Consider the following 11,964-nt stretch of genomic DNA (forward strand, 5'->3'; position numbering starts at 1 on the left):
TGAGGGTGGTTACTGGGAGGCCCCGTTGTCAGGATCCAAGAACTGCAGGCCGTCGCCGGTGGCCGAACCGAGGACCAGGGTGCCGCTATCGAGCGAGGCGATGCTGCGCGCGTTCGCTACCGTACGCAGCGACTGACGCTCCAGCGGCACACCTTGCGAGATGTCGTAGCCGGTCAGACGGTTTTCCGCCGTGGAGGTTACCCAAGCCAGTTCGCGCTGCGCGTCCCACGCCGTGTCCCAGGGGCCCTCCGGCACGGGCGCCATCTGGTGGAGGCGGATGATGTCGTCTGTGGTGTACACCAAAAGCTGCGAGCCGGTGGCATCGGCGGCGAGCACGGTCCCGTCGCCCGCGGAAATCTTGCCCACTCCCAGGCCGACTCGCAGCGTGCCGCCTTGGCGCGAGCCCGTCCAATCCAGGTCCTGGATAGTGGTGTCGAAGCTGCACACGCGCACCACCGCGTCCTCCTGGCCGGCCACCGGCACGGCCTGCAGCTGGTCAGTTTCACGCGCCACGGAGAAGGCGTCCGCCTCCTCGCCGTCGCGGAAGAGCCACACGGTGCGCTCGGTGTCGCTGCCCGCGAGCACCTCGCCAGTCGTGGTCACGGTCGCGCTGGTGACTGGGTGATCGGTGGCAATAGTCTCCTCGCGCTCGCCGAAGACGCGGACCTCGCCGTCGCACGCCACGGCGAAGGACCCGGCGTTAGCGGAGACATCGCCACAGGAGGCGTCGAGGTCGTGCGTGGCCCCGCCGCCCCGAGCGAGCTCCTCGGCGGTGCCGATGATCAGAGAGTTCTCGGTGCGCACACCCAAGGTGTCACCGGTCGCATCCAGGTCGCGCACCGCGTCGAAGGCTACTACCTCGCCATCCGGATCTCCGGTCTCGCTGGTGGCTGGGGATTCTGCCGGCTCCGCATTACCCATAAACACGGCGTCGGAGGTGGCCTCCTCCACGGGACCGCCGCAACCGGTCAAAAGCGCCGAAACCGGCAGCAGTGCCGCTGCGGCGGTGAGGGCAGCGACCTTTGGACGTCGATAAGCACCTGCGATATTCAAGCGGGAAGGCAAAGCATTCACGAAAGCTCAGCCTAGCAAGACCACCTTGCCAGCTAGGCGTTGCACGTGGACGGCCGGGGCGGTAGTAGTGTGTCCGCCATGACTGACCCAACCCAGGTGGCAGACGCCGCTGGCTCACTCGCCGAGAACATGACATGGCTGCAGGTAATCGTGCTGTCAATCGTGCAGGGGCTCACCGAGTTTCTGCCGGTGTCCTCATCCGGACACCTGCGCATCGTCTCCGAGCTGTTCTGGGGCGAGGATGCTGGCGCGTCTTTTACCGCGGTGATTCAGCTCGGCACCGAGCTTGCCGTACTGGTGTTCTTCGCGAAAGACATCGTGCGCATCATCGCCGCCTGGTTTAAAGGACTGACCAACCCGAAGATGCGGGGGACCGACTACCGCATGGGCTGGATGGTCATCGTGGGCACCATCCCCGTCGGGCTGGCGGGCGTGCTGCTCAAAGACCTAATCCGCGAGAACTTCCGCAATCTGTGGATCACCGCGACCGTGCTCATCTTGTTCTCCTTCGTGTTCATCCTCGCTGAGCGCATGGGCAAAAAGACCCGCGGCTACGAGGAACTTCGCATGAGGGACGCCCTGGTCATGGGCCTGTGGCAGTGCCTCGCGCTCATCCCGGGCGTGTCGCGTTCCGGCGGCACCATCTCCGGCGGCCTGTTTCTCCACCTGGACCGCGAGGTGGCCACGCGATTCTCCTTCCTGCTGGCTATCCCGGCAGTGCTCGCCTCCGGCCTGTTCTCGCTGCCGGACGCCTTCGACCCGCAGGCTGGGCAGGCCGCGAGCGGAATGCAGCTGCTTGTCGGCTCCGGCATCGGGTTCGTGCTGGGCTACATCTCCATCGCGTGGCTGCTGAAGTTCGTCTCGCACCACTCCTTTGCCTGGTTCGCGGCGTACCGCATCCCGCTCGGCCTGATCGTGATGGTGCTGCTTGCTACCGGAGTGATGCAGCCGTACTAGCGAATCGGTGCGCCGAGTAGGGTGGGGCGCATGCATGCTTGGCCGAACCCTGCGATCCCAGAAGTCGCCGGTACTCCAGTACCGCTGAAGCTCTACGACACCGCTGATCAGCGGGTGAAAGAGGTAGACACCACCCCGGATGAGAAGGGTGAGGTTGGCCTGTACGTCTGCGGCATTACCCCGTACGACTCCACGCACCTCGGCCACGCCGCGACGTACCTCACGTTCGACTTGGTGCAGCGCCAGCTCATCGCCAACGGCCACAAGGTGCACTACGTGCAGAACATCACGGATGTGGACGACCCGCTGTTTGAGCGCGCCGAGCGAGACAACGTGGATTGGCGCGAGCTGGGTACCAGCCAGATCGACCTGTTCCGCAGCGACATGGAGATCCTTTCCGTCATCCCGCCGCGCGACTACATCGGCGCGATGGAGTCGGTGGATGAGGTGATTGAAATGGTGCAGAAGCTTCTCGACGAAGGCTCCGCGTATCAACTCGACCAGGGCGACATCTACGCCTCTATCGAAGCCACGGAGCAGTTCGGCTACGAGTCGAATCTGGATCGTGCGACGATGGAGGAGTATTTCGCGGAGCGCGGTGGCGACCCGCAGCGCGAGGGCAAGCGCGACCCGCTGGACGCGTTGGTGTGGCGCGGCCACCGCAACGGCGAACCCGCGTGGGAGTCTCCGTTTGGGCCGGGGCGCCCGGGGTGGCATGTGGAGTGCTCCGCTATTGCCACGAACCGCCTCGGGGCGAGCTTCGCCATCCAAGGCGGCGGCTCGGACCTAGCGTTTCCGCACCACGAGTTTTCCGCGGCACACGCGGAGGCGGCACTCGGAGTCGACCGCATGGCGGGCCACTACGTGCACGCCGGCATGATCGCCCTCGACGGGGTGAAGATGTCCAAGTCGCTGGGCAACCTCGTGTTCGTGCACAAACTCACCGAGGACGGCTACGAGCCGGCGGCGATCCGGGTGGCAGTGTTCAACGGGCACTACCGCGATGACCGGGACTTCTCGTACGCGGCTCTGGACGAGGCCGCGCAGCGCATCGCGCGCTGGCGGGAGAATCTGGCGGCGGAAGTGGATGAGGTCCGTGCGCGGGAGACCGTCGATAAGCTGCGTGCTGCTCTCGCCGACGACCTAGACACCCCGACTGCGCTTCGCGTGGTGGACGAGGCGGCCGGCGACCACGCGGGTATCGTCGCCGCGGCGCTGGACGGCTTACTCGGCGTGCGCCTGTAAGGAAACCGGGGGACAATGGCACCCATGACCGCGGAGACCTCCATCCGGGCCCAGTTTCAGCCCGAAGTTGAAGAATTCATCGACGACCTGACCACGTTCGCTTCCGGCTCCTATCTCAATGAGGAAGATAAGGAGCTGTGGGAGGAACCCTTCGACCCGGCGGTCCTGCCGGATTTGAAGCACCTGCTGGAGATGTTCCTCGACGCGCTCGACCTGCTGGGCGACGATCCGGAAGGCGAGCAGCTGGCGAAGGTGGTTGGGCCCTTCTACGAGAACTTGGAGCAGTTCAACGCCAAGCACGCCGACGCGGTGTTAGAGCCGGAGGAGAAGGCGGACATTGAGACGTTGGTGTTCCGCGCCGCGGCCGCAACCGGTGCGACCGACGAGGCGTTGGCGGAGTTGCCTGAGCTTGAATAGCGCGCAACCTGCCGCCGTGTTTTGGGACATGGACGGCACGCTCATCGACACGGAACCGCTGTGGGGCAAAGCCACTTACGAGCTGGGCGAGCTGCTTGGTCGCCCGCTTACACCCGAGGTGCGCGCGAGAACCGTCGGCGGCAGTTTCCCGGCCACGTTACGCATCGTCGCCGAGTGGGCAGGCGTGGAGCTGCGCGAGGGGGACCTCGAGCGCTACCAAAGGTGGATGTTCGACCGGATGGCGGAGTTGTTTTCGCAGGGCATTGAGCTTAACGACGGCATCCGCGGCGTACTCGAATCACTTACGCAACGCGGCACCGCCATGCTGGTCACCACGAACACTGCCCGCGAACTGGCCGACGCCTGCATTGACGCGATCGGCCGCGGGTTCTTTACCGACACCATCTGCGGCGACGAGGTGGAACGGCCCAAGCCGGCACCTGACATGTATCTGGAGGCGGCGCGGCGTGTGGGCGCAGCGCCGGGGGACTGCCTGGTGTTCGAGGATTCTTTTAACGGCATGAGTGCCGCGGCCGCCGCCGGCTGCGTGGTGCGCGGGCTAGCTACACCGGGCGCGAATGTGCCGGACGGGGTTGTGCCGCTTGACCCGGGCGAGTTCGAGGGGGCATCGGCCGCGGATGTGGACCGTTGGTTCGCCGAGGCGCGCGACGCGGTCACGGCGCGCGTTTTCCGCAGCTAGCGCACCAAGACGGGGCCAGCAGGCATTTACGTATAGTTGGGTGTATGAGCACTCGTACTGAAGAAGACCTGCTTGGCACTAAAGACGTCCCCTCGGACGTGTACTACGGCATCCACGCACTGCGCGCGGTGGATAACTTCCAGCTCTCGCAGAGCACCGTCAACGATTTCCCGGAGTTCATCCGCGGCATGGTGCAGGTGAAGAAGGCGACAGCGCTTGCGAACCGCCGCCTGCACGTGCTTCCGAAGGATAAGGCCGAGGCGATCATCAAGGCATGCGACCTGATCCTGGAGGAGGGCCGCTGCATGGACCAGTGGCCGACCGACGTGTTCCAGGGTGGCGCGGGCACCTCGGTGAACATGAACACCAACGAGGTGGTGGCCAACCTTGCGCTTGAGACGATCGGGCGCGAGAAGGGCGAGTACGGCGTCATCAACCCGAACGACGACGTGAACATGTCGCAGTCCACGAACGACGCGTACCCGACGGGCTTCCGCCTCGGCGTCTACTACGCGGTGCAAGGCCTGCTGGACGAGCTGGACGAGCTGCAGAAGGCGTTTCGCGCGAAGGGCGACGAGTTCGCCGACATCCTCAAGATGGGCCGCACCCAGCTGCAGGACGCTGTGCCGATGACGCTGGGTCAGGAGTTCACCGCCTTCGGTTCGAACCTGGCTGAGGAGCAGCGCACGATCTGTGCTGCTGCGGATTCGCTGCTCGAGGTGAACCTCGGCGCGACCGCGATCGGCACGGGCATTAACACGCCGAACGGCTACCGCGACCAGGTTGTCGCCGCGCTGCGCGAGGTGACCGGCCTGGATGTGCAGGCGTCGCCGGACCTCATCGAAGCCACCTCGGACACCGGCGGCTACGTGATGATGCACGGCGCGATCAAGCGCGCCGCGATGAAGCTGTCGAAGATTTGCAACGACCTGCGCCTGCTGTCGTCCGGCCCGCGCGCGGGCCTGAACGAGATCAACCTGCCGGAGCGCCAGGCGGGTTCCTCGATCATGCCGGCGAAGGTGAACCCGGTGATCCCCGAGGTGGTTAACCAGGTCTGCTTCAAGGTGTTCGGCAACGATGTCACGATCTCCATGGCGGCGGAGGCGGGCCAGCTGCAGCTCAACGTGATGGAGCCGGTGATTGCCCAGTCGCTGTTCGAGTCGATCCGCCTGCTCACCAACGCAGCGCGCACGCTGCGCGAGAAGTGCGTCGAGGGCATCACGGCGAACAAGGAAGTCTGCGAGGCGTACGTGACGAACTCCATCGGAATCGTCACCTACCTCAACCCGGTGATCGGCCACCACAACGGCGACGTGATTGGCCGCGAGGCGGCGGAGACCGGCAAGAGCGTCTACGAGCTGGTGCTGGAGAAGGGGCTCATCGAGGAAGACGACCTGAAGAAGCTGCTGAGCAAGGAAAACCTCATGCACCCGGAGTACCGCGGCAAGGTCTACATCGACGGTGAAGGCGCTGACGTCACCGAGCAGGCGACGGACGTCGTGGACCGTGGCGAAGACGCTGACGGGGAGTAGCGCAGGGTGGCGCCGTATTTTCGGCGGGTGTGACAGCTACTGATCGAACGGGCGGTAGCGGAAGTCACACCCGCCCTTCCCGTCTTTGGTGTGACCTAAAGGGGATAATGGAGTCATGTTGTTAGTGCTCCATCTCATTATTCTTTTCGGTGCCATCGTCCTCGGCGCACGGATGGGCTCCATCGCCATTGGATTCGCAGGTGGCTTGGGGGTTCTGCTACTCGGCGCAACTGGGATGCCGGTGAGCGCCGAGGCGATCCCTTTCGACGTCATCGGCATCATCATGTGCGTCATCGCCGCGATCTCGGCGATGCAGCTCGCGGGAGGCATGGACTACCTGGTGTACCTGGCCGAGAAGTTCCTCCGGCGCAGCCCGAAGAAGATCACCGTCTACGCTCCAATTGTCACGTGGCTGATGACGCTTTTGGCGGGCACCGGGCACACCGCGTTTTCCACGATGCCCGTCATCGTGGAGGTGGCAAAAGAGGGCAAGGTACGCCCATCCCGCCCGTTGTCAGCGGCCGTGATTGCGTCACAGATGGCCATCGTGGCTTCGCCGATCTCCGCTGCGGTGGTGTTCATGGCGTCCGCCTTGGAACCACTCGGAGTGGGCTACCTGCAGCTACTCGCAGTGATGATCCCTGCCACCTTCCTCGCGATCTTCCCCACGGCGTGGGTGGCCAACCGCTCCGGACGCGACTTGGAAGACGATCCGGTGTACCAGCAACGGCTTCGCGACGGGCTGGTGGCGCCGCCTGGCGGCATGGCCGATTTCCGGGTGAAAGAAGGAGCGAGGACCTCCGTGTGGATTTTCCTGGTGGCCATCCTCGTCGTCATGGCGTACGCGACGCTTATCTCGGAGCAGCTCGGTTTGGTGGAAGAACCCACTATCCCGCGCAACGAGGCAATCATGGCGATCATGCTGGCCGCCGCCGCGGCCATCGTGCTTGCCACGAAATCGAAGTCGGCCGAAGTGCTCAACACCCAGGTGTTCCGCTCCGGCATGTCGGCTTGCGTCTGTGTGCTCGGCGTGGCGTGGCTGGGCACCACGTTCATCAACTACTACATCGACGACATCCAGGCGATCGCGGGTGATGTGCTCAACGCGCAGCCGTGGCTGCTCGCCGTCGTGCTCTTCTTCGCGGCCTCCCTGTTGTACTCGCAGGCGGCGACGGCGAAGGCGCTGATGCCAGCTGCTCTGGCGATCGGTGTGAGTCCCCTGACGGCGCTCGCATCCTTCCCGGCGGTTTCCGCACTGTTCGTGCTGCCCACGTACCCGACTCTGCTGGCCGCGGTGGAGATGGACGATACGGGTTCGACCCGCATCGGAAAGTACGTCTTCGACCACCCGTTCCTCCTCCCAGGAGTGGTGTGCATCGCAGTCAGCGTTGTCCTCGGGTACGGCATCGGCGCTGCGGTACTCTAAGTGCATGACTGCAAACAATTCATCCGCCCCAAAGTCCGACGTTGAAATCGCCCAGGCGCACGAGCTTGAGCCCATCACCGCAATCGCGGAAAGGGCGACGGTGAGCGAGGAAGCGCTCATCCCGTACGGCAAGCACATGGCCAAGGTGGACATCACCAAGGTGCCCGATAACGCCCCCGGCAAGCTGGTGTTGGTCACCGGCGTTTCCCCGACGCCGGCGGGCGAAGGTAAGTCCACCTCGCTGATCGGCCTCACCGACGCGTTGGCACAGCTCGGGCACAAGGCCATGGTCGCACTGCGCGAGCCCTCGCTCGGCCCGGTGATGGGTATCAAGGGCGGCGCAGCTGGCGGCGGGTACTCCCAGGTCGTGCCGATGGAGCAGATCAACCTGCACTTCACAGGCGACTTCCACGCGATTACCAGCGCCAACAACACGCTCGCGGCACTTATTGACAACCACATCCAGCAGGGCAACGACCTGGGCATCGACCCGCGTCGCGTGACCTGGCAGCGCTGCCTGGACGTCAACGACCGCAACCTGCGCAACGTGGTCACCGGCCTCGGCGGCCCGGGCAACGGTATGCCGGCTGAGACTGGCTTTACCATTACGGCAGCCTCCGAGATCATGGCGATTCTCGGCCTGGCGACCGACCTGGCGGATCTGAAGCGCCGCCTGGCCAACATCACGATCGGCCTGACGTACGACAGGAAGCCCGTCACCGCGGGCCAGCTCAACGCACAGGGCGCGATGGCGGCGCTGTTGAAGGAGGCGGTGAACCCGAACCTGGTGCAAACCTTGGGCGGCACCCCGGCGTTCATCCACGGCGGCCCGTTCGCCAACATCGCCCACGGCTGCAACACGCTTATCGCCACCCGTACTGCGCAGCGCTACGCCGACATCGTGCTCACCGAGGCCGGCTTCGGCTCGGATCTGGGTGCGGAGAAGTTCTTCGACATCAAGGCCCGTTACGGCGACCTGGACGTCGCCGGCGCGATCGTGGTGTGCACCATCCGCTCGATCAAGTACAACGCTGGCGTGGCGAAGGCCGACTTGAACGAAGAAAACATCGACGCGCTCAAGGAAGGCATCGTGAACCTGGAGCGTCACGTGGAAAACGTGGCGAAGTTCGGCGTAACACCGGTCGTGTCGCTGAACCTGTTCACCTCCGACACGGATGCCGAGCGCGAGTTCGTCCGCAACTGGGCAGATGAGAAGGGTATCGCGCTGGAGGAATCCGAGGTGTGGGCCAAGGGCGGCGACGGCGCCATCAAGCTCGCCGAAACCCTGCTGGCAAACCTCACCGAGGGCACCTCCAAGCCGCTCTACGACCCGGCGGACGGCATCGAGAACGCCATCGAGACCATCGCGCGGGAGATCTACCGCGCAGATGACGTGCAGTACTCAGCTGCGGCGCTGAAGGATCTGCAGACGCTGAAGGACAACGGCTTCGACACCCTGCCGGTGTGCGTGTCCAAGACGCAGTACTCCTTCTCCGACGATCCGTCGCAGCTTGGCGCGCCGACCGGCCACACGCTGCACGTGCGCAACCTGCTGCCGCGCACCGGCGCGGGCTTCGTCGTGGCGCTCACCGGCGATGTGATGACCATGCCGGGTCTGCCGAAGGTGCCTAGCGCCAACAACATCGACGTGGACGAAAACGGCCAGATCTCCGGCCTGTTCTAGTCCTCGGCTGTAGCCGGATCGTCTTCCGGCCCGGCTTCCGCCTCGTCCGCCCGCGACCCCGGCCACCCGGGGTACGCGGGCGGCGTGCCTCCGAAGGCGGGGCACAGCGACTGGAAGGCGCACCACCCGCACAGCTTCGACGTTTGCGGCCGGAAGGTGCCCTCCACACCGTCGCCCTCGATCTTGGCCCACAGGTCGGCGAGGTCGCGCTCAAAATACTCGAGTTCCTCGCGCGAAGGGGTGAGGATCATCGAATCCATCACCTTCAGGTACATCAGTTTCAGCTGGGTGGGTACGACGCCGAACAGGCGCCAGTACACCAGGGCGTAGAAGCGCATCTGGAACTGGGCGTCCTGGGAGTAGCGGGGAAGAGGCTTCTTGCCGGTTTTATAGTCCACCACGCGCACCTCGCCGGTGGGCGCGACGTCCACTCGGTCGATGAAGCCGCGCACCGGCACGCCGTTGGGCAGCACGAAATCCACGGGCATCTCTTGGGCGAAGGCGTCGAATCCGAGCGGGTTTTCCATGGTGAAGTAGCCGCGCAGAAGCGCGCGCGAATCGACGAGCAGTTGGTGGGTGTCGGTGATGGGTTGGGCGCACTCGGGGGCGTCGATCAGCATTTGCTCCCAATGCGGCTTGAGTCGCTTCACGGCGGCCGGGTACGTGCGCTTCTCGCGCGGCCACGTGAACATCTCCTCCAACACCGCGTGCACGAGTGTGCCGCGCACCTGCGCTTCGGTGGTGGGTTCTTCGAGCCGGTCGATGGCGCGCAGCCGGTACTGCAGCGGGCAGCGCTTGTAGTCGGAGGCGCGGGAGGGGGAGAGGGCAAGTGACATGGGAGTTATTTTAAGGTGGGTGCATGATCGACTTCATCGCAGCCAGCCCGAGCGCGTTCCACGCCGCGGCCAATGTCGCGGCACGGCTTGAGCAGGAGGGCTTTTCGCTTGACGACGCATCCGTGGACCCCGCCTCCCCCGGAGGCCACTACATCTGCCGCGATGGCGCCGTGATCGCTTGGTGGGTGCCGACGCATGCCGAGCCGCGCTTCCGCGTGGTTGGCTCGCATACCGATTCACCGGGGCTGATGGCTAAACCGGTGCCGGATATCCACCGCGAGGGCTACCACCAGGTGGCGGTGGAGGTCTACGGCGGCGCGATTTTGCCCAGCTGGTTCGACCGAGACCTCACTTTCGCGGGCCGCGTGGTCACCGCGGACGGCGAGGAACACCTGGTGAACACCGGGCCGGTGGCGCGTGTGCCGAACTTAGCCATTCACCTGTACCGCCAGAACGCGCCGGAGCTCGACCGTCAGGCGCACACGGTCCCGCTGTTGGGCGTGGACCAGCCGCTGCTGGAGCTCACGGCGGAATCTGCGGGCATCGGCGCAGCCGACATCGTGGCGCATGAGCTCATCACCGCCGATGCGCAGCGCGGCCAGCTGCTGGGCGACTACATCACCGCCGGGCGCTTGGACAATCTGACCAGCGTGTGGGCCTCGCTCGAAGCGCTCATCGCGGCGAAGGACGACGCGAGGGAAATCCTCGTGCTTGCGGCGTTCAACCACGAAGAAGTCGGCTCTGCGTCCACGGCTGGCGCGGGCGGGCCGATGCTCGAGCGCGTGCTGCACCGGGTAGCCGGCGGGTTCGGGGAGCCGGGGGAGATCATCGCCAACTCGATCCAGGTCTCGGCGGACGCGGCGCACGCGGTGCACCCGAACTACCCACAGAAGCACGACACCACCCATCACCCGGTGCTCGGCGGAGGGCCGGTGCTGAAGGTCAACGCGAACCAACGCTACGCCTCGAACGCGGTGACCGAGGCCGCCTGGATCGCGGCCTGCCGCGCCGCAGGTGTGCCACACCAGACCTTCGTGGGCAACAACTCGGTGCCGTGCGGATCCACCATCGGTCCGATCTCTTCGACCCGGCTGGGACTCCCCACGGTTGACGTCGGTGTTGCACTACTATCCATGCACTCGGCGCGCGAAATGTGCTCGGCGCGCGACATGGAATACTTCACCAAGGCACTCACCGCGTTTTACGCCGGAGCGGGGCGCTAAGGCATACTCGGAAACCATGTATTCCGGCCCATTTCAACCAGGCGACAAGGTTCAACTCACCGACGCAAAACGGCGCCACTTCACCTTTGAGCTCGTGGAGCACGGACAGTTCCACTGCCACAAAGGCATCGTGGAGCACGACGACATTATCGGTGCCGACGAGGGCTCTGTGGTGCAGTCCACGCTGGGGGCGGATTTCCTCTGCTTCCGCCACCTGCTGGTAGACCACGTGTTGTCCATGCCGCGCGGCGCCGCAGTGATCTACCCGAAGGACGCCGCGCAGATTCTGGTGGAGGGCGACATCTTCATGGGCGCCCGGGTGCTTGAGGCAGGGGCGGGCTCGGGCGCGCTGACCATGTCGCTGCTGCGCGCCGTGGGGCCGGAAGGCAAGGTGTTCTCCTACGAGATCCGCGATGACCACCTTGCTTACGCCAAGGACAACGTGGCTGACTACTTCCAAGGCACGCCCGAGTGGTGGGAGCCGCGTCTTGGCGATTTCGGCGAGATCACCCCGGATGACCTCGGCGGCCAGGTGGACCGCGTCATTTTGGACATGGTGGAACCGTGGCACTTCATCGACACGGTAAAAGACGTGCTCATCCCTGGCGGCGTATTCATGACGTACGTGGCCACAGTGCCGCAGCTGATGAACATCATGGAGGCCATCCGTGAGGCGAAGTGCTTCACGGAACCACGCGCGTGGGAGACGCTGCTGCGTGAGTGGAAGGTTGAAGGCCTGGCCACACGCCCGGAGCACCGGATGAACGCCCACACCGCGTTTTTGGTGTGGACGCGAAGGCTCGCGGACGGTGTGACTCCGCCGCGTCCGCAGCGAAAAGCCCGTCGATAAGCAACCTGCTCCCGTAGGCT

General features: G+C 65.0%; 10 protein-coding genes and 1 pseudogene. 9 read left to right on the forward strand and 2 right to left on the reverse strand.

Annotated features, from left to right (window positions below; all coding sequences use genetic code 11):
• Nucleotides 1–9 precede the first annotated feature (9 nt).
• Nucleotides 10–1,074 carry a hypothetical protein gene (locus tag HWX32_RS05170; RefSeq protein ID WP_131820128.1) on the reverse strand — a complete coding sequence of 355 codons (1,065 nt, stop codon included), beginning with the start codon at nt 1,072–1,074 and terminating at the stop codon, nt 10–12.
• 129 nt (nt 1,075–1,203) lie between these two features.
• On the opposite strand from HWX32_RS05170, the gene HWX32_RS05175 reads away from it, so the two are divergent.
• The 7 genes and pseudogenes from HWX32_RS05175 to HWX32_RS05205 all read left to right on the forward strand — a co-directional run bounded on the left by HWX32_RS05175 (nt 1,204) and on the right by HWX32_RS05205 (nt 9,035).
• Nucleotides 1,204–2,031 (forward strand): undecaprenyl-diphosphate phosphatase, encoded by an 828-nt coding sequence (locus HWX32_RS05175; RefSeq protein ID WP_175935048.1) that lies wholly within the window; start codon nt 1,204–1,206, stop codon nt 2,029–2,031.
• 30 nt (nt 2,032–2,061) lie between these two features.
• Nucleotides 2,062–3,276, forward strand: coding sequence for a cysteine--1-D-myo-inosityl 2-amino-2-deoxy-alpha-D-glucopyranoside ligase (gene mshC / locus HWX32_RS05180; RefSeq protein ID WP_175934949.1), 1,215 nt, complete (start codon nt 2,062–2,064; stop codon nt 3,274–3,276).
• 15 nt (nt 3,277–3,291) lie between these two features.
• Nucleotides 3,292–3,693 (forward strand): hypothetical protein, encoded by a 402-nt coding sequence (locus HWX32_RS05185; RefSeq protein ID WP_254868283.1) that lies wholly within the window; start codon nt 3,292–3,294, stop codon nt 3,691–3,693.
• Nucleotides 3,686–4,393: an HAD family phosphatase gene (locus HWX32_RS05190; RefSeq protein WP_303049137.1), complete on the forward strand. Its 708-nt coding sequence runs from the start codon at nt 3,686–3,688 to the stop codon at nt 4,391–4,393. Before HWX32_RS05185 ends, HWX32_RS05190 begins: the two co-directional genes overlap by 8 nt.
• A 44-nt stretch (nt 4,394–4,437) precedes the next feature.
• A pseudogene (gene aspA / locus HWX32_RS05195) lies at nt 4,438–5,853 on the forward strand (aspartate ammonia-lyase); the annotation flags it as partial.
• Nucleotides 5,854–6,040: 187 nt separating this feature from the next.
• Nucleotides 6,041–7,351: an anaerobic C4-dicarboxylate transporter gene (locus HWX32_RS05200; RefSeq protein ID WP_303049138.1), complete on the forward strand. Its 1,311-nt coding sequence runs from the start codon at nt 6,041–6,043 to the stop codon at nt 7,349–7,351.
• A gap of 4 nt (nt 7,352–7,355) precedes the next feature.
• A complete protein-coding gene (locus HWX32_RS05205) occupies nt 7,356–9,035 on the forward strand; it encodes a formate--tetrahydrofolate ligase (RefSeq protein ID WP_175934950.1) in 1,680 nt (559 codons plus the stop codon).
• Here the strand turns inward: HWX32_RS05205 and HWX32_RS05210 are convergent.
• On the reverse strand, nt 9,032–9,871 hold the full coding sequence (locus HWX32_RS05210; RefSeq protein ID WP_075468554.1) for a RecB family exonuclease: 840 nt from the start codon (nt 9,869–9,871) through the stop codon (nt 9,032–9,034). The genes HWX32_RS05205 and HWX32_RS05210 overlap by 4 nt on opposite strands.
• 23 nt (nt 9,872–9,894) lie before the next feature.
• On the opposite strand from HWX32_RS05210, the gene HWX32_RS05215 reads away from it, so the two are divergent.
• Both HWX32_RS05215 and HWX32_RS05220 read left to right on the forward strand, forming a co-directional pair.
• Nucleotides 9,895–11,094, forward strand: a complete 1,200-nt coding sequence (locus HWX32_RS05215; protein ID WP_175934951.1) for a M18 family aminopeptidase — start codon at nt 9,895–9,897, stop codon at nt 11,092–11,094.
• Nucleotides 11,095–11,110: 16 nt separating this feature from the next.
• On the forward strand, nt 11,111–11,944 hold the full coding sequence (locus HWX32_RS05220; protein ID WP_175934952.1) for a tRNA (adenine-N1)-methyltransferase: 834 nt from the start codon (nt 11,111–11,113) through the stop codon (nt 11,942–11,944).
• The last annotated feature ends 20 nt before the right edge of the window (nt 11,945–11,964 follow it).

The organism is Corynebacterium sp. Marseille-P4321, assembly GCF_903645305.1.
Taxonomy (GTDB): domain Bacteria; phylum Actinomycetota; class Actinomycetes; order Mycobacteriales; family Mycobacteriaceae; genus Corynebacterium.

Coding starts and splice junctions, on each gene's coding strand:
- HWX32_RS05210 (WP_075468554.1), bottom strand. CDS start 9,871: ATGTCACTTGCCCTCTCCCCCTCCCGCGCCTCCGACTACAAGCGCTGC.
- mshC (WP_175934949.1), top strand. CDS start 2,062: ATGCATGCTTGGCCGAACCCTGCGATCCCAGAAGTCGCCGGTACTCCA.
- HWX32_RS05175 (WP_175935048.1), top strand. CDS start 1,204: ATGACATGGCTGCAGGTAATCGTGCTGTCAATCGTGCAGGGGCTCACC.
- HWX32_RS05185 (WP_254868283.1), top strand. CDS start 3,292: ATGGCACCCATGACCGCGGAGACCTCCATCCGGGCCCAGTTTCAGCCC.
- HWX32_RS05205 (WP_175934950.1), top strand. CDS start 7,356: ATGACTGCAAACAATTCATCCGCCCCAAAGTCCGACGTTGAAATCGCC.
- HWX32_RS05215 (WP_175934951.1), top strand. CDS start 9,895: ATGATCGACTTCATCGCAGCCAGCCCGAGCGCGTTCCACGCCGCGGCC.
- HWX32_RS05200 (WP_303049138.1), top strand. CDS start 6,041: ATGTTGTTAGTGCTCCATCTCATTATTCTTTTCGGTGCCATCGTCCTC.
- HWX32_RS05220 (WP_175934952.1), top strand. CDS start 11,111: ATGTATTCCGGCCCATTTCAACCAGGCGACAAGGTTCAACTCACCGAC.